Source organism: Moraxella equi (assembly GCF_002027555.1).
In the GTDB taxonomy this organism is placed as follows: Bacteria; Pseudomonadota; Gammaproteobacteria; order Pseudomonadales; family Moraxellaceae; genus Moraxella; species Moraxella equi.
Genome location: NZ_MXAP01000047.1, coordinates 36,775 through 58,935, shown reverse-complemented (window position 1 = coordinate 58,935; position 22,161 = coordinate 36,775). Strand labels below are relative to the sequence as shown.

At 44.1% G+C, this 22,161-nt stretch carries 25 protein-coding genes, 1 tRNA gene and 1 pseudogene; 23 read left to right on the top strand and 4 right to left on the bottom strand.

The window, feature by feature from the left end; all coding sequences use genetic code 11:
• Window positions 1–17 precede the first annotated feature (17 nt).
• The 6 genes and pseudogenes from leuS (at window position 18) to B5J93_RS05010 (ending at window position 8,344) form a co-directional block, all read left to right on the top strand.
• A complete protein-coding gene (gene leuS / locus B5J93_RS05035; RefSeq protein ID WP_079325157.1) occupies window positions 18–2,609 on the top strand; it encodes a leucine--tRNA ligase in 2,592 nt (863 codons plus the stop codon).
• Window positions 2,610–2,694: 85 nt separating this feature from the next.
• Window positions 2,695–2,988 carry a hypothetical protein gene (locus B5J93_RS05030; RefSeq protein WP_078274011.1) on the top strand — a complete coding sequence of 98 codons (294 nt, stop codon included), beginning with the start codon at window positions 2,695–2,697 and terminating at the stop codon, window positions 2,986–2,988.
• Window positions 2,989–3,014: 26 nt separating this feature from the next.
• Window positions 3,015–3,503 (top strand): LPS-assembly lipoprotein LptE, encoded by a 489-nt coding sequence (locus B5J93_RS05025; protein ID WP_079325155.1) that lies wholly within the window; start codon window positions 3,015–3,017, stop codon window positions 3,501–3,503.
• Window positions 3,504–3,514: 11 nt separating this feature from the next.
• Window positions 3,515–4,525, top strand: coding sequence for a DNA polymerase III subunit delta (gene holA, locus B5J93_RS05020; RefSeq protein WP_079325153.1), 1,011 nt, complete (start codon window positions 3,515–3,517; stop codon window positions 4,523–4,525).
• A 513-nt stretch (window positions 4,526–5,038) separates the two neighbouring features.
• On the top strand, window positions 5,039–6,340 hold the full coding sequence (locus B5J93_RS05015) for an efflux RND transporter periplasmic adaptor subunit (protein ID WP_079325151.1): 1,302 nt from the start codon (window positions 5,039–5,041) through the stop codon (window positions 6,338–6,340).
• Between the two features lie 13 nt (window positions 6,341–6,353).
• Window positions 6,354–8,344 (top strand): annotated as a pseudogene (locus B5J93_RS05010) (MacB family efflux pump subunit).
• A 129-nt stretch (window positions 8,345–8,473) separates the two neighbouring features.
• Here the strand turns inward: B5J93_RS05010 and B5J93_RS05005 are convergent.
• The gene (locus B5J93_RS05005) at window positions 8,474–8,713 is read right to left on the bottom strand and encodes a YMGG-like glycine zipper-containing protein (protein WP_079325149.1); all 240 of its coding nucleotides are present in this window, start codon (window positions 8,711–8,713) and stop codon (window positions 8,474–8,476) included.
• Window positions 8,714–8,953: 240 nt separating this feature from the next.
• Here B5J93_RS05005 and B5J93_RS05000 point away from each other — a divergent pair, with 240 nt between their 5' ends.
• The 9 genes from B5J93_RS05000 (at window position 8,954) to secB (ending at window position 14,612) form a co-directional block, all read left to right on the top strand.
• Window positions 8,954–9,436, top strand: coding sequence for a low molecular weight protein-tyrosine-phosphatase (locus B5J93_RS05000; RefSeq protein ID WP_079325147.1), 483 nt, complete (start codon window positions 8,954–8,956; stop codon window positions 9,434–9,436).
• The gene (gene murB / locus B5J93_RS04995; RefSeq protein ID WP_079325145.1) at window positions 9,429–10,478 is read left to right on the top strand and encodes a UDP-N-acetylmuramate dehydrogenase; all 1,050 of its coding nucleotides are present in this window, start codon (window positions 9,429–9,431) and stop codon (window positions 10,476–10,478) included. The genes B5J93_RS05000 and murB overlap by 8 nt, the downstream gene beginning before the upstream one ends.
• A complete protein-coding gene (locus tag B5J93_RS04990) occupies window positions 10,478–11,197 on the top strand; it encodes a YdcF family protein (protein WP_079325143.1) in 720 nt (239 codons plus the stop codon). Before murB ends, B5J93_RS04990 begins: the two co-directional genes overlap by 1 nt.
• 88 nt (window positions 11,198–11,285) lie before the next feature.
• Window positions 11,286–11,376: transfer RNA gene (locus B5J93_RS04985), tRNA-Ser, on the top strand.
• A gap of 56 nt (window positions 11,377–11,432) precedes the next feature.
• Window positions 11,433–12,074 carry a LysE/ArgO family amino acid transporter gene (locus B5J93_RS04980; protein ID WP_079325141.1) on the top strand — a complete coding sequence of 214 codons (642 nt, stop codon included), beginning with the start codon at window positions 11,433–11,435 and terminating at the stop codon, window positions 12,072–12,074.
• Window positions 12,075–12,224: 150 nt separating this feature from the next.
• Complete coding sequence (rsgA, locus tag B5J93_RS04975) at window positions 12,225–13,271, top strand: ribosome small subunit-dependent GTPase A (RefSeq protein ID WP_079325168.1); 1,047 nt, start codon at window positions 12,225–12,227, stop codon at window positions 13,269–13,271.
• 66 nt (window positions 13,272–13,337) lie between these two features.
• On the top strand, window positions 13,338–13,763 hold the full coding sequence (locus B5J93_RS04970) for a rhodanese-like domain-containing protein (RefSeq protein WP_079325140.1): 426 nt from the start codon (window positions 13,338–13,340) through the stop codon (window positions 13,761–13,763).
• Between the two features lie 94 nt (window positions 13,764–13,857).
• The gene (gene grxC, locus B5J93_RS04965) at window positions 13,858–14,118 is read left to right on the top strand and encodes a glutaredoxin 3 (RefSeq protein WP_062498975.1); all 261 of its coding nucleotides are present in this window, start codon (window positions 13,858–13,860) and stop codon (window positions 14,116–14,118) included.
• 53 nt (window positions 14,119–14,171) lie between these two features.
• Complete coding sequence (secB, locus tag B5J93_RS04960) at window positions 14,172–14,612, top strand: protein-export chaperone SecB (RefSeq protein ID WP_029103669.1); 441 nt, start codon at window positions 14,172–14,174, stop codon at window positions 14,610–14,612.
• Window positions 14,613–14,694: 82 nt separating this feature from the next.
• Here the strand turns inward: secB and B5J93_RS04955 are convergent, their stop codons facing one another.
• Window positions 14,695–15,030 (bottom strand): hypothetical protein, encoded by a 336-nt coding sequence (locus B5J93_RS04955; RefSeq protein ID WP_079325138.1) that lies wholly within the window; start codon window positions 15,028–15,030, stop codon window positions 14,695–14,697.
• 162 nt (window positions 15,031–15,192) lie between these two features.
• Window positions 15,193–15,609, bottom strand: coding sequence for a helix-turn-helix domain-containing protein (locus B5J93_RS04950; RefSeq protein ID WP_079325136.1), 417 nt, complete (start codon window positions 15,607–15,609; stop codon window positions 15,193–15,195).
• Window positions 15,610–15,710: 101 nt separating this feature from the next.
• Between B5J93_RS04950 and B5J93_RS04945 the strand changes: the two genes are divergently transcribed.
• The 8 genes from B5J93_RS04945 to B5J93_RS04910 are packed head-to-tail and all read left to right on the top strand — an operon-like array spanning window position 15,711 to window position 21,456.
• Window positions 15,711–16,958: a DUF805 domain-containing protein gene (locus B5J93_RS04945; protein ID WP_079325134.1), complete on the top strand. Its 1,248-nt coding sequence runs from the start codon at window positions 15,711–15,713 to the stop codon at window positions 16,956–16,958.
• An 8-nt stretch (window positions 16,959–16,966) separates the two neighbouring features.
• The gene (locus tag B5J93_RS04940) at window positions 16,967–18,775 is read left to right on the top strand and encodes a DnaJ domain-containing protein (RefSeq protein WP_079325132.1); all 1,809 of its coding nucleotides are present in this window, start codon (window positions 16,967–16,969) and stop codon (window positions 18,773–18,775) included.
• 38 nt (window positions 18,776–18,813) lie between these two features.
• Window positions 18,814–19,278 carry a hypothetical protein gene (locus tag B5J93_RS04935; RefSeq protein WP_079325130.1) on the top strand — a complete coding sequence of 155 codons (465 nt, stop codon included), beginning with the start codon at window positions 18,814–18,816 and terminating at the stop codon, window positions 19,276–19,278.
• A gap of 32 nt (window positions 19,279–19,310) precedes the next feature.
• On the top strand, window positions 19,311–19,664 hold the full coding sequence (locus tag B5J93_RS04930) for a hypothetical protein (protein ID WP_079325128.1): 354 nt from the start codon (window positions 19,311–19,313) through the stop codon (window positions 19,662–19,664).
• Window positions 19,665–19,692: 28 nt separating this feature from the next.
• Window positions 19,693–19,896, top strand: a complete 204-nt coding sequence (locus tag B5J93_RS04925) for a hypothetical protein (RefSeq protein WP_079325126.1) — start codon at window positions 19,693–19,695, stop codon at window positions 19,894–19,896.
• Window positions 19,897–19,906: 10 nt separating this feature from the next.
• Window positions 19,907–20,320, top strand: a complete 414-nt coding sequence (locus B5J93_RS04920) for a hypothetical protein (protein WP_079325124.1) — start codon at window positions 19,907–19,909, stop codon at window positions 20,318–20,320.
• Window positions 20,321–20,364: 44 nt separating this feature from the next.
• Window positions 20,365–20,802, top strand: coding sequence for a surface-adhesin E family protein (locus B5J93_RS04915; RefSeq protein ID WP_079325122.1), 438 nt, complete (start codon window positions 20,365–20,367; stop codon window positions 20,800–20,802).
• A 9-nt stretch (window positions 20,803–20,811) separates the two neighbouring features.
• On the top strand, window positions 20,812–21,456 hold the full coding sequence (locus B5J93_RS04910; RefSeq protein ID WP_079325120.1) for a hypothetical protein: 645 nt from the start codon (window positions 20,812–20,814) through the stop codon (window positions 21,454–21,456).
• A gap of 32 nt (window positions 21,457–21,488) precedes the next feature.
• Here the strand turns inward: B5J93_RS04910 and ribA are convergent, their stop codons facing one another.
• Window positions 21,489–22,103, bottom strand: coding sequence for a GTP cyclohydrolase II (ribA, locus tag B5J93_RS04905; RefSeq protein WP_174700910.1), 615 nt, complete (start codon window positions 22,101–22,103; stop codon window positions 21,489–21,491).
• Between the last annotated feature and the right edge of the window lie 58 nt (window positions 22,104–22,161).

The following is a 22,161-nucleotide window of genomic DNA, read 5'->3' as shown; positions in this document are numbered from 1 at the left end:
TTTTGAGTTAGCCCATCATGAGCCTAAACGATTACGATTTTAAAGCCATTGAACAAGCCCAGCAAGCCAAATGGCAAGCTGATAACCGCTACCACACCGACAATAACGACAATGGCAAACCCACCCGCTATATGCTCTCCATGTTCCCCTATCCAAGCGGTAAGCTCCATATGGGACACGTTCGCAACTACGCCATTACGGACGTGTTGTCTCGCTACTACCGCCAAAAGGGTTATGATGTCATGCAGCCGATGGGCTGGGACGCTTTTGGCTTGCCTGCCGAAAACGCCGCCATTGACAACGAAGTCGCCCCCCATGCGTGGACGATGTCCAATATCGAGCATATGCGTGGGCAACTAAAATCGCTAGGTCTTTCCATTGACTGGTCTCGTGAGTTCGCCACTTGCAATCCTGAGTACTATAAATGGGAGCAATGGCTATTTTTACAGCTTTACAAAAAAGGCTTGGTATATAAAAAGTTATCCACCGTAAACTGGGACCCTGTGGACAACACCGTCCTTGCCAACGAACAAGTCATAGACGGTCGTGGCTGGCGGTCGGGGGCGGTCGTTGAAAAACGTGATATTCCGATGTATTCTTTTAAAATCACGGACTATGCGGACGAACTGCTTGACGATTTAAAACTGTTAGAAAACAAATGGCCAAAACAAGTCCTAACCATGCAACACAACTGGATTGGCAAAAGTCATGGCATGGAGCTTGATTTTACCTATGAGCTAGACGGTCAAGCAGACAAACTCACCGTCTTTACCACCCGTCCTGATACAATCATGGGTGTAAGCTATCTTGCGGTATCGGCAGAGCATCCGCTTGCCCAATATGCGTCTCGCCAAAACGAAAAAATCGCCGAATTTTGCAGGTTGTGCAAACAAGGCTCGGTTGCCGAAAGCGAGCTTGCCAAAGCCGAAAAAGTGGGCATGGATACAGGGCTATTTGCCAAACACCCTGTAACGGGCGATGATGTGGCGATTTGGGTTGCCAACTATGTGCTGATGAGCTACGGCTCGGGGGCGGTCATGGGCGTGCCTGCTCATGATGAGCGTGATTTTGAATTTGCCAAAAAGTATAATTTAGAAATCAAGCAAGTCATTGATTTTAAAGGCAAAGAATACAGTACAGACGCATGGCAAGACTGGTATAGCGACAAAAATGGCATATGCGTAAACTCTGGCGTACTTGACGGCATGGATAAAGACACCGCGAGTGCCAAAATCCTAGAAGTCGTGGGCGATAAGGCAAACGCCACCATTCAATACCGCCTGCGTGATTGGGGCGTGTCCCGCCAACGCTACTGGGGCTGTCCGATTCCGATGATTAACTGTCAGTACTGCGGAACGGTGCCTGTGCCTGAGAGTGATTTGCCTGTGGTGCTACCTACCGATGTCGTGCCTGACGGTCGTGGCAATCCTTTAAAATCACTGCCCGAATTTGTGAACTGCACCTGCCCAAAATGCGGACAACCTGCCGAGCGTGAGACCGATACCTTTGACACCTTTGTGGAGAGTAGTTGGTACGCCCAACGCTTTACCACGCCCCACGATGACACCCAAATGGTCGGCAGACAAGGGGCGGACAAATGGCTGTCGGTCAATCAATATGTGGGCGGTATTGAACACGCCATTTTGCACCTATTGTACGCTCGCTTTTTCCATAAAGTCATGCGTGATGAAGGCCTGGTTGGCGGTAGTGAGCCGTTTGAGTGCTTGCTGGCTCAGGGCATGGTGCTGGCAGGGACGTTTTATCGTGAAAAAGCGGACGGCTCAAAAACCTACTATTTCCCTTATGAAGTGGAAGTGCGTGGCAACGAAGCGGTGCTGATAGCGGACGGCGAGCCTGTTACCATTGGCAAAATTGAAAAAATGTCAAAGTCCAAAAACAACGGTGTAGACCCACAGACCATCATGGGCGAATACGGAGCGGACACAGTACGACTGTACACCATGTTTACCGCCCCTGCTGACCAAACGCTAGAATGGTCAGACTCTGCCCTAAAAGGTCCTTATAATTTTGTCAAAAAAGTATGGCGACTTGCCGATGAGCATTTGACTGCGATTGGTAACGTGGATAAATCCGCCCTAGATGTGGCAAACCACAGCCTATCCAAATCCGCCAAAGCCCTACGCCGTAAGACCCATGAAACCATTGCCAGAATTGACACCGCCTTGGGCGAGCATTTGGCTCTGAACACGCCTGTATCGTCCCTTATGGAGCTTGCCAATGACATTGGAGCGTTTGATGTAGCAGACGGTGGCGATTTGGCGGTACGTCATGAAGCGATTATTACGCTTTTGACAATCCTATCACTATACGCTCCGCACGTTGGCGAGCATTTGCTAGAAGTGTTTGGGTTTGACAGTCGCACGCTTACCTTCCCAACGCTTGATAAATCGGCTCTCGTGAGCGACAGCATTGTCATGGCGGTGCAAGTAAATGGCAAAGTGCGTGGCGAGATTGACGTACCGACAGGCACGGACAACGACGCCATTAAACAACTGGCTCTATCGCATGAGAGCGTTGCCAAATTTATCACAGGCGAACCCAAAAAAGTGATTGTGGTGCCAAATAAGCTTGTGAGTGTGGTTGTTTGATTGTGTTTAAATGGACGTGTGGGGTAAATAATTTGCCCCACACGTCCAATCCATTTTATTAAAATTATCCATTACATGATTTATTATGCCAAAAACCAAACTGTTTAGCCTATTATCTAACATTGCCATTTTAGCCAATCTGGTCGTGGGATTTTTGCAAATTCATTGGGCGGTCATTGCCGTCTTTATCGTCATTCATGCCGTGCTTCGACTGGGCTATTTAAAGGCAGAAAGCGAAAGCACTGTGCGTGATGAAAACACCACCCAAACCAGCATTGCCCCGCCTGTCGTGCGTAATATCGCAAGCGTAATTACGGCGGTGATTTTGGCAGTGGCGATTTATTGGGTGGGTTTTGGTGTGGCGTATTTTGTGAAGTGATTTGATATGATATAAAAAGGACAACCATGCCAAAATTTTTAACCGCTCCATTGTTAGCATTAGCCGTCTTATCTGCCCTAACTTTATCGGGGTGCGGATTTGCCTTGCGTGGGACAGGCGAGAGCTTGCAGATAGCCCCTGCTTATCAGACCGTGCAGTTAAGCCTAGATGACAGCCAGGAAAACTTGCACCTAAAACGAGCCATGACCAAGCATTTGGAGCTTATGCACCTAAAAACAGGGCTTAGCACCAACCAAATCCGTGTAGATAACTTGCGGTTTCGCCGTTATGAGTTGGTCGGCACTTTGACCGAGATTCGTCTGGCGCTAAGTGCGGACGTCAAAATCACCGTTGGCACAAAAACCACCACCGCCCCCATGCAAGTGGAGCAAAGCTATCAATATAACGAAGCGAGTGTGGTAACGCTTGACCAGCAGGGCGAAGAGAGTAGGGGCTGGCTCTATGACCAACTAGGCGAACGCATTGCCGAGCGTTACCGAGCCATGGCACGCTAAGCGAGCAGACCGTGCAACAGCGATTTTTACCGCTTTTTCATCATCTCAAAAACGACAACACCACGCCCACACAGGGGCTGTGGGTCATGCACAGTGATGAGCCACTTCTGCACCAATGGCTCATTGACGCCTGTCGCCCCCAATGGTCGGCAAATAACCAACTCATCAAACGCATAGAGCTTTCGTCCGCCAAATCATGGCTGGACGTGGTCGCTGAGCTAAATGACTTATCGCTGTTTGGTGACAGTACCGCCTTGATAGTTACAGGCAATCACAAGCCCGACACTAAGGCAATCGCTCGCCTTACTGCCTTTGCTGATGACGTGGCAGGCGGGCATAGCCATAATCATCTCATCTGGTGCCTGCCCAAGCAAGACAAAAAATCACTTGCCACCAAAGCCCTAAAATTCTTTGATAATCAAGGGCTTATCATTGACGGCAATGTCTATAATGAGTCAGTGCGTACCGACATTTTGACCGCCAAAGCTCAAGAGCTGGGGCTAATCCTAAGCCCTGATGCGTGGCAAATGCTCCTATCGCACACCGAACATCATCTGTTGTCGGCATATCAGACCCTGTGGCGGACGTCCTTTTTATACACGCATGGACAGATGATTGGCGTGGACGAGCTAGAACGGTCGCTTGTGGACGGGGCGGATTTTACCGTGTTTCATCTGTCGGATGTCATACTTGCAGGAGATGCTCAAAAAAGCCTTGCTATTTTACATCACCTAAAACGCACCGACACCGCCCCAAGCATTGTACTGTGGGCGATTGCCAAAGATGTACGGCTGATTCTGCAAATTCAGGCAGGTAAAGCCCCAAGCGAGCTGGGTATTTGGCAAAGCAAGGCATACATCTACGAGCAGACGGCACGGCGACTGCACGGGCAGGGCGGACGGTGGCTGTCCGATGTCTATGCCATTGATAAGGCAATCAAGGGCGTGAGCGGTAAAGACGTGTGGCAACTGCTGACCGATTTGGTGCTGTCGGTGTGTGGGGTGGGGGCAAGGCAAGGGTAAATGGCGGACATCATTAATTACAAAACGTTACCATTTCACCATAAAAATTTATAAAAAATACTTAGGGTTTAATTGTTGTTTAAAACAAAAATTTTATAATGACTGCTGGGTTTTTAAAAATTGCGTTGGTTATACTTAGATTTTTTAAGACAAATGTAAATTTGACAAAATTAGAAGTAAATGAATTGTTTAAAAATCAATCATAACATAGGGCAAATTGTTATTTATTCTGCAACCCTATCATTAACCATGTCAAATTTAAAAACTTTATTTTTTTATCAATATTAATTAACCATTTACCCATTAAACTTCCTGCAAAACCTAAAAACAAGGAAAACCGTTCGTGGTGAGCCTGTCGAACCATAACGGTTTTCCGCCACCCTTCGACAAGCTCAGGGCGAACGAAAAACCTAGTTTTGCAGGAAGTTTAACATTAATTAACCATTTACCTATTTTTAAAAATACCAATTTTTTTAAAATCAATCTCTATTCTGCTATTTTTTTGGAAAAACCATGTCCATCGCCAAAAAATCCAAATTCCCCCTAAAATGGCTTATCATTGCCATTATTGCCATTGCACTGATTGTCCTTGCCTATTATTTTTTTAAGCCCAAAGAAGCCCCACCATCCTACCTAACCGCCGATGCGGTCATGGGCGACATTGAAAACACGGTCATGGCATCAGGCAAAGTCAAGCCCATTTACAGCGTGGACGTGGGGGCTCAGGTGTCAGGGCGGATTGTCAAGCTGTATGTGGACGTGGGCGATGAAGTCAAAAAAGGCGATTTGATTGCCCAAATCAACCAAGTGGAACAAAAAAACACCGTCTCCAATGCGGGTGCTAATCTACAACAAGCCCAGGCGAGCCTTGCCCAAGCCCAAGCCAATCTGGCGTCCAGTCAAGGCAATGTGGCAAGCTCAGAAGCCACCCTACAAGCTCGCCTTGCCGAACTCAAAAAAGCCGAACAGTCCTTTGCTCGTTTGGAGAGCCTTTTACAAATTGATGCAATCAGTCGCCAAGATTATGATGACGCCCAAAGTGCGGTGGAAGTCGCTCGTGCCAACGTGGACGTGGCAAGGGCAGGTGTGCAAAACGCCAAAAATGACGTTGCCACCGCACAGGCGAACATCCAAAGCCAGCGAGCCAGCATTAACAAAGCCCAAAACGACCTATCCACTGCCACCGAAGATTTAAGCTATACCACCATTGTCGCCCCGATGGACGGTACGGTCGTCTCCGTTACCCAAAAAGAAGGCACAACGGTCAATGCCATGCAGTCTGCCCCGACCATTGTCACGCTTGCCGACCTTAGCCGTGTCCGCATTAACGCCCAAATCTCAGAAGCAGACGTGGTAAACGTAAGTGCAGGTATGCCTGCTCGCTTTAACATCATTGGCAATACCCAGCAGCAGTTTGACACCACGCTGGCAGGCGTAGAACCCGCCCCTGAGAACATCAGCACGACCAGTAGCACGGACTCGGCGGTGTATTATATTGGCTACTTGGACGTGGATAATGCCGAACGCAAATTTCGCATTGACATGACCGCACAGGTCAATATCATCACAAGTTCAGTCAAAAACGTACTTACCATACCGTCATCTGCCCTAAAAGAGGGCAGGGGCAAATACAGCGTGCAAGTGGTTGGGGCGGACGGCATTGCCAAGCCTGTAGACGTACAAGTAGGGCTAAATAACCGTGTCAATGCCGAAATCAAATCAGGGCTAAACGCTGGCGATAAAGTCGTGATTGGCGAAGCAAGTCAAACAGGTCAAGGCGGACAACGTCAAAACCGCCCACCGATGATGAGATGATTGGGAGAAAATCATGAAAATCCCACTCATACAAGTCAAAAATCTCGTGCGTGAGTTCCCTGCTGGCGACACCAATATTCGCATTTTGCACGGGCTTGATTTAACGCTTTATCAAGGCGAAATGGTTGCTATCATCGGGCAATCAGGCTCTGGCAAATCCACGCTCATGAACATTTTGGGTTGTCTTGACAAAGCTACAAGCGGAAGCTATACTATTTTTGGTAAATCTGTGGACGATATGGACTCAGAGGAGCTTGCCGAGCTTCGGCGTGAGCATTTTGGCTTTATTTTTCAGCGTTACCACTTGCTTGGCGACATCAACGCCCTTGATAATGTTACCGTCCCTGCTGTCTATGCGGGCATGGATACCACCAAAAGGCGTGAACGAGCCACCAAACTTCTTACCCAATTGGGCTTGGGCGAGAAAACCACCAACCGCCCCAATCAGCTCTCAGGCGGACAACAGCAGCGTGTCTCTATCGCAAGGGTATTGATGAATGGGGGCGATATTATCCTAGCGGACGAGCCGACAGGGGCGTTGGATAGTGGCTCTGGTAAGGAAGTGATGAACATCTTGCACCGCCTAAAAGATGACGGACACACCATCATCATGGTAACGCACGACCCAAGTTTGGCAAGCCAAGCCGAGCGAGTGATTGAGCTAAAAGACGGGCATATCATTGCTGATTATTATACCGATAATGCCAGAAATCAAGAACAGCAAGATAGTAATCACAATACTCAAAATACCGCCACAAGCAAAAACACCTTTGGCTCAAAAAATGCCCTATTTGGTGTGATAGACCGCCTAAAAGAAGCCTTTAAAATGTCTATCTATGCCATGAAAGCCCACAAAATGAGGACACTTTTGACCATGCTTGGCATCATCATTGGCATTGCCTCTGTGGTGTCCATCGTGGGGCTTGGGCAAGGCTCACAAGCCAAAATCCTAGCCGACATCAACGCCCTAGGCACCAACACCATTACCGTGATGAACGGCTATCCCTTTGGCGACCCCAGACGGCGGTTTGGGCGGGACAATCTGACTGTGGCGGACGCCCAAGCCGTAGCCGACCAGCCTTATGCCGTGTCGGTCAGCCCCATGGTAAACAAATCGGTCAATATCCGCTACCAAAACCAAGACACGACAGGTACAGTAACGGGCGTGGGTAAGGACTATTTGTCCGTTACGGGCGAAAAATTGGCCATGGGGCAGATGTTTGATGAAACCAGTGTCGCCACGTCCGCCCAAGATGTCATCATCGACCAAAACGCTTACAAGACCTATTTTAACAGCGAAGGCAATCCCATTGGGCAAACCCTGCTCATCGGTAACGTCCCTGCCCGTATCGTGGGCGTGTTGTCCGAAAAAAACATCGTCCTTTGCCCGCACCAGTAACTCGCCCACCGTCTATCTGCCTTATACCACCGTCATGTATCGTATGCTTGGCAAAAACACCCTTGACCGCTTTGTTGTGCTGATTGATGATGACACGCCGTCCGCCATTGCCGAGACTGCCATTTCAGAGCTTATCAAATCACGGCACGGCACGGACGATTTTAACATCATGAACACCGACAGCATCAAAGAAACGGTGCAATCCACCACCACCGCCATGACCATGCTCATCTCGTCCTGCAATTATCTCGCTTATCGTGGGTGGTATTGGCGTCATGAACATCATGCTCGTGTCCGTGACCGAACGCACGAGCGAGATTGGTGTACGCATGGCGGTGGGGGCAAGACAGTCGGATATTTTAGGGCAGTTTTTGATAGAAGCGGTATTGGTGTGTATCTTGGGCGGTGTCTTAGGGATTTTGCTTGCCTTTGGTGTGGGCAGTCTTGTCAATAAATTTGGGGGCGACAGCGTGGGTGTGATTTATTCGCCCTTATCTATCGTGGTTGCCTTTGTCTGCTCAACGCTCATCGGCATTGTGTTTGGCTTTTTGCCCGCCCGTAATGCGTCAAGGCTTAACCCTGTGGATGCGTTGGCTCATAATTGACAGGGCGTGTAAAAAGAGAAAAGCGCGGATTATCGCTCTTTTCTTTGGTATTTGTTTCGGTTGTTTCTAAGTGTTTTAAAATGCAAAAAGCCACACCCAACGGTATGGCTTTATATTGACAGTGGTAGGTTAGCGAGTGGTGGCGTAGCCTGCACCTGCACCAACCGCAGCACCGATGGCGGCGGCTTTACCGATGTCTTTACGGTTGCCATCATCAGTTTGGCTTAATGCACCGATGGCGGCACCTAGGGCAGCACCGCCCAATACAGTGTTACGAGTTTGGGCGTCAGTGGTTTGGTAAGGATTGCTGGCACAAGCGGTCAGTAGTAGGCTAGCACCGCATACGGCAGTGAGTAGTTTGGCTTTCATAAGAGCTCCTTAGAGTAGGGTTGATAATCGGTGTGATGATTGTACGGGTTTAATTTTGCATAAAAATAATACTTGCATGTATTTCATCGGTGCTTTGTTTATCCATTGGTAAATGATATTGCCGTAATCTAACAGTAAAATTGATGGGATTGACGGTGTTGCTCATACGCTATTTTTTAAAAAAAACTTGTCAAGTTGTGATAAAATAACCTTTCGTTATCCACCAGTAATGACCTTATCATGACTACCCCAAAATCCGCTCTTTTTGTTTGTCTTGGCAATATTTGCCGTAGCCCATCTGCCGAAGCCGTCATGACAGAACTTGCCAAAAATCAAGGGCTTACTATCCGCTTTGACTCGGCAGGTACGGCAAATTACCATACAGGCGAACGCCCCGACCCACGTGCGATAGACGTTGGCGGTACGCTTGATTTTGACTTGACTTCTCTTAGGGCAAGACAGCTATCCGAGCAGGATTTTTATGAGTTTGACATAATTTTTGCGATGGATAACAACAACTTAGCCAACATCAAAAAGGTGATGCCGTCCGATGCTACCGCCCAAGTTATGCTGTTTGATGACTTTACCAAACAAGAAGTTGCCGACCCGTATTATGGCGATGTGAGCGACTTTCAGGCGATGTTTGAGCATATTGAGCGTGTCAGCCGTGAATGGCTAGACCTTTGGCAAAGTACAAATCAGCACGGAAATCATCATGGCTAATATTCTAAATAACCACGACTTATCGCACAACAACACCATGGCACTGTCCTGCATCGCTCGCCATGCGATGATGTTGGACGACATTGACACGCTTGGCGATGACATCACGACCGCCATAGCCTTTGCCAAACGCCACGATTTACCACTATTTGTCCTATCCTATGGCAGTAACGTGATTTTGCCAAGTGTGCTAAACGCCCTTGTCTTATTACCAAAAATACAAGGCATTGAGATTTTGCAAGAAGATAATGAACGTGTAACATTGCAAGTCGCTTGCGGAGAAAATTGGCACGATTTTATCAAAACCTGCCTAGATAAAGGCTATTTTGGGCTTGAAAATCTCGCCCTAATCCCCGGGCTTGTGGGAGCGTGTCCTGTACAAAATATCGGAGCCTATGGCGTGCAAGTCTCTGATTTTATTACCAAAGTCATCGCTTACGATTTGACGGATGGTCAAAAATGCGAGTTTGACAACACCGCTTGCAAGTTTGAGTATCGCCACAGTTTTTTTAAGGACAATGCAGGGCGGTATTTGATTAGCCATGTGGTATTTACGCTTCACAAACAGCCAAAAACCCTAACCAATTATGGTGATTTGGCAAGTTTGGCACAAGAGTTTGCCAATAAAAACGGACGAGATACCCCCCACCCCATTGATGTATTTCATGCAGTCATTACCATTCGTAATAGCAAACTGCCAAACCCTGCCGTTTTGGCAAATTGTGGCTCGTTTTTTCAAAATCCGATCATCCCAATGAGCGAGTTTATCGCCCTAAAAGAGCGGTTTGCCGATTTGCCAAGCTATCCTATCAATGACGATGTTATCAAAATTCCCGCAGGCTGGCTCATTGACAGGGCAGGGTTAAAGGGCAAGGGGGTTGCTCCGATTTTGACGCACGACAAGCAAGCTCTGGTGCTAACCAACCACGCCCCACACACCGCCACGCAAGACGACATTCGCACGGCTCAGGAATTTATCGTGCGTGCTGTGCAAGACAAATTTGGCGTAACCTTGGTGCGTGAGCCTGTGTGGGTGGATTGATGAGCTTGGGACTAAGCTTGGGGCGGTGGATTTGGCGGACGACCAAAGTGCTGATAGTAGTCGGTGGATTGACCGTCCTATCGGTATTCACACCCATTTTTTCTAACGTCGGGGTATTTGCCCTTGATGCATTTAGTAAAATCACCCTAGGCACGAGCCACACCCCGCCGACCGCCATCGTGCTACTGGGGGGCGGACTTACCAAAAAAGATGGCGTGATTGTGCTGAATCATTATAGCCAAAGTCGTGCTGACACCGTCATTACATTGTACGCACAAACGCCCCTGCCCATCATCACAAGCGGAGCTGAGTCGCCGTGGCTACGAGAACACATAAAAACCGCCCACCCCGAAGCGGTCATCGTGAGCGATAATGCCAGCATGAATACCTGCGAGAATGCCACCTTTACCGCCAAACTCATGAACCATCACGAACTGCCCAAAAGTGTCTATCTCATCACTGACCGCTATCACATGGCACGGGCAAGGCGACAATTTGCACGAGCAGGCATCGCTACTACCCCACAACCTGCACCGCTTGCCGTACCGCTGACATGGGGCGACAGGGATAATAACTGGACGCATTCACGGCGGACGATTTATGAGATGGTGGCGTTGGCACGGGACATTTTTCGCCCGCAGGACAACTGCCGTACGGCGGATGAGATTAGCCTAGAAGAGATTAGCACGCCCAGACGTGAACCCAAAATATTTTTCTAAATCATGCGCCTATTATTTTAAAAATATTTTTAAAAATTTACAAAAAAGGCTTGCATTATTTAAAAATTTAGCTATAATACGCACCCATGGAAGCTTGGCAGAGCGGTTGAATGCACCGGTCTTGAAAACCGGCGTGGGTTTGTAGCCCACCGAGAGTTCGAATCTCTCAGCTTCCGCCATTATTTAAAAAAACCGTCCTTAGGGGCGGTTTTTTGTGCTGACTGGGAAAGGAATGATGTTTACGTATATTTTTCATGGATTTTGGGTGTCATTTGGGTTGATTGTGGCTATCGGAGCCCAAAACGCCCACGTCCTAAAACAAGGACTGCTAAAACAGCACATTTTTTGGGTGTGCCTGACCTGCTTTTTGTGTGATGCGGTGCTGATGAGTGCAGGCGTGTTGGGGTTTGGCACGCTTATCGGACAGAGTAAGACCGCTTTGCTTATCCTTGCTGTGGTTGGCGTGCTGTTTTTGTTTTGGTATGGTTTGCGTGCGTTCAAATCAGCATGGCAGGGCGGGGCAAATCTGATGGTATCGGCTGAAAGTGATAAAGATGGCGGTGGCAAGAGCATCAAGCAGAGCGTGGGCATCACCTTGGCACTGACCCTGCTAAATCCGCACGTCTATCTAGATACGTTGGTGCTGGTCGGGAGTATCGCATCCCCTTTGACTGCTGACCAAAAGCAGTTGTTCTTGTTGGGGGCGGTGGGAGCATCAGGGGTGTGGTTTTTTGGCTTAGGCTATGGGGCAAGGCTATTGACCCCGTTGTTTAGCAAACCCAAAACATGGCGAGTGCTGGACACGCTTATTGGTGTCGTGATGTGGGCGATTGCACTGGGACTGATAAAATATGCTTATGGGGTATGGGCGGGTTAAAATTATCATTATGTTTTAAAAATGTTTTAGAATAAAATCGTCTTTTAAATCAACCCACTCTACCAGACCCAATCACGCCATTTGGGATAAAGTCATTTATTTTTGGGTGGTTTTGGGCTAAAATGTGTGAAATTTTTCCCAAAAATCATCATGTCCCTTATCCGTAAACGCAAACTCACCAAAAACCAAACCCGCCAAATCCAAAAAAACCAAGAGACCATCATCGATGACGGCACTTTTGCCACAGGGGTGGTGGTGTCGCATTTTGGTAAGCAGTTAGACGTGCAAATCACTGCCTTGCCCGACATCATGCCACAGACGGCGTTGGTACTCGGGCAGATATGGCGGTGTCATGTTCGCACCAATCTGCCCATGCTGACCACAGGCGATACGGTCAAGTTTAGCATTGATGATGTTGCAGGCACAGGACGCATTGAACAGCTACTGCCACGCACGACCCTAATCACTCGCCCAGACCGTTATCATAAGGTCAAGCCTGTTGCCAGTAACGTGGCGATTTTGGCGATTATTTTTGCCCCCTTGCCAAAGCCTGCCACAGGGCTGATTGACCGTTATATTCTCGTGGCACGGCTGGCAGGCGTTACGCCTTTGCTTGTGCTAAATAAGGCAGATTTGTTAGATGAACACCCCGATGTGGTTCAGATTTATCGAGAATATCAAGCACTTGGAGAGCAATACGACTTTGATGTTATCCAAAGTTCGAGCATGGATAGGACGGGGCTAGATACCCTGATATCGCACATCACAGGCAAACTTGCCATCTTTGCAGGGCAGTCAGGGGTGGGCAAATCAAGCCTAATCAACCAAATCCTGCCCCATGCCGAGCAGTCCACGAACATCATCTCGGCAGGCTCGCAGTTGGGTCAGCACACCACGACCACCAGTCGCCTGCTTGCTTATGATGTGGGCGATTTGACTCAAGGCGGGATTATTGACACCCCTGGCATTCGTGAGTACGGCATTTGGCATTTATCGGCAGATGACATCTTAAAGGGGTTTGATGAGTTAAATGACTTGCATGGGACGTGCCAATTTCGAGATTGTAGCCATGCTCCCAACGCCAAAGGCTGTGCGTTTTGGCAAGCGGTGGCGGACGGAGCGTTGCTGTCTCGGCGTGTGGAGAGCTTTAATGAGCTGGTCGCAGAAGCCAAGCAAGGGGCAAGTGTGATAAAATAGCCCAAAATAAGTGCATTTATGACAAATAACAGGTATAATATCAGCTTTTGAAATTTTGGAGCAGTCATGGAGCGTTGGTTTGAGTTTATGGGCAATCACCCGTTTTTATTCGGGCTACTCTTTGTCCTTGCCATCATGTTTTTTAGTATTGAAAGTAAACGTAGCGGTAAAAAAATCGCCCCTCAAGCGTTGGGGTTACTTGTCAATAACGACAATGCGACATTGATTGATATTCGCCCTGCTAATAAATTTGCCACAGGGCACATTGCAGGTTCTCGCAACATTCCTTTTACTGAGCTAAAAAATCATCTGCCCGAACTACAAGCGATGACCGCCCCCATCGTCTTTATCTGTGATATTGGTATGCAGGCGGGCATGGCGGTGCAACTGGTTGCCAAGCCCAATGCCATGCGACTAGAAGGGGGCATTGCCAATTATCAAGCACAAGGCTTGCCACTGATCGGAGCGACAGACAAAAAAGGCAAAAAATAACCTGTTAGAATGTATCAATACCAAGATGAGCGGTCTTGAAGTTATGCCAACCGCCCCTATTTAAGAATCTGTACTTTTACCAAAAAGAGATAACATGAAACCTGTAACCATTTATGTCAAACAAACCTGCCCCTATTGCATTAACGCCAAGCGACTGCTAGAACATAAGGGCGTGATGTACACCGAGTTTGACGTGACTAAGATGAGCGAGACAGAGCTTGAAGAAGTTGCCGTTAAGACCAATCATTACCGCACTGTGCCAAAGATTTTTATTGGCGACACCTTTATCGGCGGTTTTGATAACCTAAACAAACTAGACAGAGAAGGTAAACTTGACGAGATGTTAAGTGCCTAAATGGTTTAATTTAGTTTTAATGTAAGTTTAATTTTAAGTCAAAGGAGGCTATCATGGCTGACGAACAAACCGCCCCACAACTGGGTTTAGAGCGTATCTATGTCAAAGACATCTCACTTGAAGTTCCAAGTGCCGAAGTGTTCACCAAAGAGTGGCAACCTGAGCTGGACATCGGTCTGACCACCACCAGCTCTGACCTAGACGAAGACCACAAAGAAGTGGTATTGACCGTGAGCGTTACCGCCAAAAATGCAGGTAGCACCGCATTCATCGCTGAGGTACAACAAGCAGGTATTTTCTTGTTACGCAATATCCCAGAGGCGGACATGCCACATCTATTGAACGCCTACTGCCCGAACGTGCTGTTCCCTTATGCTCGTGAGGTTATCAGCGACATCATCGCTCGTGGTAGCTTCCCACAACTTCTGCTTGCTCCTGTCAATTTTGACCAAGCGTTCCTACAAAGCCAAGCCCAAGCCGAAGGCAATGCCTAATCGCTAGGCTACTTTATCATTTGATTGATAAAACAAAAACCCAAAAGTCTCATGCTTTTGGGTTTTTTCATGCGTGACAATATCAAGCAACAATCTCTACCGCACCGTGGTCATCGCAGTGGTCGTCATGCTGATAGTGCAAACGTCCGTTCACGATATAGCAAATGTGGTCGCCATGCGGCACGGCTTCATGTCCACAGCCTTCGCCATGAACGTGGCCCGTGCAGTGGTGAGCTTGGTTGCACTCGGCAGGGTTTTGTTCGCTGACTTCTAAGACGTGTTCGTCCACGTGGTCACCATGCACATGGTGCAAATGTCCGTCATGTAGATAGTCCACGTGGTCGCCATGACGAATGGCGGTGTGTCCACAGCCTGTGCCGTGAACGTGGTCGTGATTGGCGTGAATGGTGTAAGTCATGATGTATTCCTTAAAATGAAAAATCAACAGTATTGATGATAATCAATGTCAATATTCTAAGCACATCATGCCACAAAGTAAAGGTTATAGAATTTCAAAAGGATGAATTTTTGAGATGTTCATAATAACTTTTCATGTATTTTTATTTTTAAAAATAAAAAATTATAGTTCTGGTAATTCCTCGCCAATACTAACAAGTTTTTTTAAAACTTGAATATAATCCTCTTTTTGTTTTAACAATTCATCCCTGTGAGCGATGATTAAATTTAATTTTTCTATTTCTAGTTTTAATTTGTCAATTTCGGTTTGTAGTTTTTCGTTATTATTATAATAATTGTTGTTGCCGTGATAATTTTCGCCAATTTGATAAACGACATTTTGACCATCTAATTTTAATAGTTCAAACAATTTCACCCCAAATAAGCCTGCGATTTCGTCCAATCGTTCAAGACTAGGCATGCTTTTTCCTGTTTCTATTTTGGCATAGCCGTTGCGAGTTAGCCCCAATTTCTCTGCCATTTGTTCTTGTGTCCATTGGCGTTGTTCTCGAAGTTCACGAATGGTGTCAAAATCAATCATAAAAAAACCTATTTTTAATAAAAGACCACTGTCAGTTGGCAGATGTAGAGTGTGGGTTGGTTTAACTTTTTAGTAAATTATTGTAACATAAGGGAAATTTTTTGGCAAATAAATTATTGACAGGCATGGATAAAACTTCTAATGTGGTAGAATTCATCGCAAAACACACCAATATTATCAGCGATCAATTCCCAATATCAATATATCAAAGTAAACCGCTTTGGCTAAGAGCCATCGTGGAAGAGCTTTTTTATTTGCTATTTAATGTGTATGTGGATCTTTTAGTTACTGTTCAAGGTGATAAGGGTGAGGATATTTTCAATAAAGCCACAAACCAATGGACATTGGCGATGATGGATGTGCTACAAATGGAAAATACGCACCAAAATCGTATTTTTATTATCCAAAAGGCAAAAGAAAAATCCATAAACTATACATCAATCATTAGTAATATTTTAAATCAAAAAGTCAATGGCGTCTATGATTATGAAGTAGAATATAAATATCAGTTATATCAACAATTTTTAGAAAATATAACAATCAATCTTAACGATGAGCTTGGTAGAACGCCCAAGGGGGGAATGGAAGGGTCAATGCAGTTTATTTATCTATCGCAAAGCATTGAAATGATGCGTTCAGAGATTTTTGATGAAAAATCAATGATTATGCTTTCATTAATCAGTAATGATACAGATGAGAGAACAGAATTTGATAAGTTTTTAACTGCAAAAAATCAAGACAAAAAAGGCACAAGACAAAGAGCATTGATAATTAGAAATGGTGTGGTGGATTTTATTGATGAGCTGATTTATTTAGCCAGTCATAAATCAAAAAAACACCATAAAACGCAAGATTATCGTCAGTCAAGTTCAGAGTCAAGTCTAAATTTTTTTGAGGGGAATTTAAACCCATTGCAGTATTTTTTATCTGCGATCATTCCTTGTTTTTTGATTTTAGCAATTAATGACAGTATGTATTTATTCCCGCCAAATATCTCCATACCTATATTTTCTATGGGAACAAAAATTAGAGAATTAACATCAGGTCAAGATTTTTGGTTGTGGGTGTCTTATTTATTGGCGGTGATTAATTTATTGTATTTGCAAGTCAAACGCTTAAATGATAGTGGCAGTAACCCTGCATTATGTTTGGTGTCATTTATTCCGTTTTTTGGTGCATTGTTTGCTGTGTCGCTTGCAATGACAAATTTTTTTCCAAGACAGAATGATGATGAAGATATAGAAAATGACCCTTATGTCGGTATAAGTTATGCGGTGAGTTTATTTGCTTTATTTATTTTTCTTATCGTATGGTCGGGGTCTTATCGTATGGTTGGGGCAACTTTGTAGGGTAATTTATGAAAAAATTTCGCACGCATTATGATAATTTAAATGTCGCTAGAACGGCAGATATTGCCGTAATCAAAGCTGCTTATAAGGCTCTTGCCCAAAAATATCACCCCGACAGAAATCCTGATAACCCCAATGCAGAGCGGATTATGCAAATCATCAATAAGGCTTATGAGGTCTTATCAGACCCCATTCGCCGTGCCGAACACGACAAATGGATAGATGAGCAAGAAAGATGGGCGGGGCAATCTCACCAAAGCACAAATCAAAGCTCTAATGCTTATCAAAATACAGCCAGTGGTTCATCATCTGCTGGTCACTCAAATGAGCATGCCAGTCAAAACACGCATCATCAAACAAATGGCTACCAAAGGTATTATGAGTATGCTAATGGCAATCAAGACAAGCACAGCCATCAAAATGATGATAAGCACAATTCAAATAATCAACAAAAACATTACTATAAAAATGATAATTATAATGATGATAGAAAGATAGCCAATAAACCGTCATTTTGGTCCTTTGGGAGAATGAGGCGGACGACTTATATTATATTGTCTATACCAACGATATTTATTTTAATGATTGTTCGTATAGCAGTTTATGGCGGTCTTGGTTCATCGCCATCATTTGCATCTTTGTTAATTGCAACAATGATTGAGTTAGTGCCTTGGTCTTTTTTGGCATTTATCGGTGCAAAAAGACTTCACGATTGTAATTATAAAGCGTGGTGGATTGTAATGCCTTTTGTTGTGATAGCGATGTGGTTTTGGAAGCCCACACAAGGGGCAAATCGTTTTGGGGCTGACCCAAGAGATGATTATTTTGATGATGAGATAGAAATAGAAAAAGACAATTCTATTTGGATTGGTGTTGCAATTTTTTTATTTTACAATCTTGTGTTATCTCCTAAAATGATTGATGAACAGCAAAAATATGAAAATCGTCAAAATAACACACCGACTTATCAAGACAATCAGCCTAGCAATACGCAAACACCCAATATCTCCCCTAATGATATTGTCACACCAAATATTAATAACGAACCGCAATTAAGTCCACAGCTTGTTTTGGCAGAAGCTCAAAATAATTATAACAATGCCGTCGCCAATATCAATGCAGTGTGGAATAGCCTACACCCAAGCATCCAAGACTTTTTGCGAGCAGAGCAACGAGCCATTAACAAAAAACGAGAGGCTGATTGCACTGCCTACGGTAATGCCCAAAGCACGGACAAGGATTTGGCAAAGGCGTATCGTTATGCGTGCGAAGTACCACAATTAAATGAGAGAGTGGAGTTTTTAAAAACACAATTAAATACGGTAGTAACGCCACCTACACCTAAAAATGTTGGACCTGCTTATTATCAAAATCAGCAAAGCAGTCAAAATGGTTATCATTTAAATTATTTAATCAATGATACGGTTAAAAAATCTTTATTATTTTTAGATAGAGACAGTGCCAGTTATGATGGATACAGTCATAAATTAGATAATCATGATATTACTTATGCTGATGTTAATAACGATGGTATCAAAGATGCAGTGGTGGCACTGCGTTATTGTGAAGTGATAAATTGTCATGCCACAACCAAATCATCAGAGTTGGCGGTGTATTTAGGTGTAGGCAACAACCAATATCTTTATGGTGATATTCGTACGCTAGGTATTGATTTAAGTATTAGGGTAGCTCATGATGGTGTGATTAATGCTCAATCAAAATATTATAGCGAGCATGAAGACCCTGATTGTTATCCATCTATAACGACGAATAATGGTTTTACTTTCGATAATGGTAAACTAAAAGATATTTATTGATTTTAATATCTTAAATTAGCAATTTTTTGGTGTTTTCTATGTCTAATGTGCAATCCATCAATTATTCCGTCAAAAAACTAAGTGGTATAGAAGGTCAGGCTATGACAATGGTTGGATTTTCCAGTGCTTTTTTGGTTATACTTACCTTGAAAATATTGGGTGGTGTGTTGGGAATGATTTTATTTATATTGGGGTGGGTTGTCTTTGCTTTGTTGTGTCAAGATAGTCATCATCGTTATGGTGATTATGATGATTATATTAAAATATATGACAATCAAAATGTCATGATTTATAAGTGCAAATATCTCAAAGATAGAATTGCAAAGATAAAATATTATTTTTTGTCATATTTCTTTACTGTGGGAATTTATTGTTTTATCTTTATGGACGCTCATAAGGATATTCATCAAGGATTTTCAATTCTTTATGGTTTATGGGCTTTTTATATAGCTTATCATTACCACAAATTTTCAAGTGATATTTTGTATTTTATTGAAAGATAGTTTTTTGCATGTCTTATCTATCGGAGTCTTTTATGAAAAAATTTTTCTTAGCATTAATGGCAATATTGGCAATAAATCATGCCCACGCCTATGAAGTTAAAAATGTCTGTGCTAAATATATGACCAATTATAGTTGGTCACAGGCATATCAAGTACGGACACAGATTTATACAGGGCAAGAGTTAAATCAAGCCACAGGCAATCCCTATTTTGGCAATTATGATATGTTTAGCCATTATGCCGTCATTTGGTGGGATAGGGGTCAAGCCAGTATCATTAAGCTTAATTTTCATGTGGCAGGTGGTATGCTGATTAACACCAATGGCATAGACCAAAATGGTCGCCAATGGCAATTGTCTGATAATAGTTATGGGTTTTGTTATTGATTTTTAGAATTTTTAATTGGAGATTTTGATGTCTGACTTAAATAAAAAAGAAAATGTAGCTGTTAGTGCTTATGTATTTATTATAATGGCGGTTAAAATTTTCTTAGGTGTTATTATGCCAATTTATGCCATGATAAAAGATGTGCAAAATGGCAAAATTATGTGGGCAATCGCTGACTTTATTTTGTTTGTACCAGTTGGAACCATTCGTGGTCTAATGTATTTATTTTAAGGAGGTAATGATGAGATTTTTATTGGTAGGATGCTTAGCGACTTTGCTTTTACTTGGGTGTGATAATAATTCTAGTCAAGAATTAAACTCAAACACGAATAGCATTGAACAATCAAACCAAAAAGCCCCAACAAAAAATGAAATGTTTGCTTACTATAATCAAAAGAGCGATGGTGAAATACAACAAATCTTTAAAAGGCAAAATATTGGTCAGTGTATGAGTGAGTTTCAATCCCAAAATATTCCCAATGCAAGTACGGTGTGCAATTGCGTTATGGATAATATGGTACAACAGTTACCAATCAGTGATTTAAAAACAATGCTATTGCCTGCTGAATATGTATCAACCAATACTATGAATGATATTCAACAGCGTTCCGCTACAGCAATGATGCAAGCGATAATGACTTGCTCTAGAAATTAGCAAGCAATTAATTTTTTTTGAGTATTATTATTTTAGGAGCTTTTATGAAAAAGTTAATTTTAGCAGGTTTAATTTTGGCGAGTAGCCAAATGACGTTAGCGGTGAATTGGATAGATGTGGGCTTATCATCAAAAAGAGATAACGAGAAAACCTATATTGATTTAGATACTTTTGGTGCTGTCAAAATTAACCAAAACATCTATGTGAGTGCTTGGGTTAAACAAGATTATCCTGTGCTTAGACGACTGCCTGACGGTAGAGTGTATTCTTCAGAGACAACACTGAACTACTTTGATTGCGACTACAGAAAATGGCTTATTGTAGAGCAACATCGTTACTATAATGGAGGTGTAATTTGGTCTGCAAAAGCACAACACTCTTTGTCTTCATCTCAAAGTTGGGATACTGCTATACCAAATTCAATTGGCGAAGCTTTGCTTGAGGAGGCTTGCACATCTTATTCAATAATGAAAAACCAATAGGAGTATTCTATGAAAACCCTACCCAAAATCATTCTATCAACTTTATTATTATCCACTCTCACCGCTCACGCTATGTATATCCCCGACCTATTTGGTGCATACGAACAAGGGGCGAGCCGTGCCAGATATGAAAATCAGCAGGATGCTTATTATTATGAAGAATTAAGACGCCAGCAGTTAGAAAGGCAAAGACAAGAACAGCAAATACAACAAAGAATGGGCGGGCAAAGTGGTTATTATGAATACAGCTATCAAGACAGCTTGCCAGAACCCAGATTGTATGTGCAAGTCATCAATCAAAAAACAGGCAAGGATAAAGGTCATATGAATTTATCCTTAAAGAAAAATGACTTGTTGTGTTGGGCGGTAACCCCTGTAAACAGTACTCAAACTTATCAAGTGAGCGAGCTGTTTACAATGCCTATCAATGCAACCTTTACAGGCAATGCAGGACAAAATGCCAATAATCAATTAATTAGTAGTGTGCAAACAAGCTCAAATACCGCCAAATTTGGCAGACAAATTTATACCACCCAAAATCAGCTAGATGCTTGTTGGTCTTTTCCTGCTAATACCCCAAAAGGTATTTATCATATCCGAGTCGGGGTAGGGGGTGCTGAATTTGGCACGCAGTCTTTTAAAATCGTCAATTAAGAAAGGGCGGTTGATCCGCCCTTATTTTCCCATTAAATCTTCGGACTAATATCCACTTTTGCAGGAATAAAATGCCCCATTCTTGCCCCTTTAATCGCCAAATATTCGGCATTAAACTGATTAACCCCCACTAACAACGGCACTCGCTCCACCACATCAATCCCCAATTCTTGCAGGTAGGCAAGTTTGTTTGGGTTATTGGTCAAAAGTTTGGCTTGGGTAATGCCGACGTGTTTTAGCATAATCTCACACATCTCATAGGTGCGTGCGTCCGCTGGCAAGCCAAGCATAAGGTTAGCATCTAGCGTGTCATGCCCTTGGTCTTGTAGGGCGTAGGCTCGGATTTTGTTCACCAGTCCAATGCCACGTCCTTCTTGGCGTAGGTAGAGTATCGCCCCCGAGCCGTGAGCCTGTATCATTTGCATGGCGGTGTTGAGCTGGGGGCCACAGTCGCATTTTAATGAGCCAAAAGCATCCCCCGTCAGACATTCAGAATGAATGCGAATGAGTGGGATTTTGTCGGGGTCGGTGGACGGCAAGCCGACACTTAGTAAGACGTGTTCTTGACCGTGTTCATTTTCAAACGCATGAATGATAAAATCGCCATGCACGGTAGGCAGATTGGCTTTGCTGATAAATTGGTACAAAATTTTCCCCAAAAATGCAAATTTTTAAAAGTATTGTGGATTATTTGTGAATTAAATG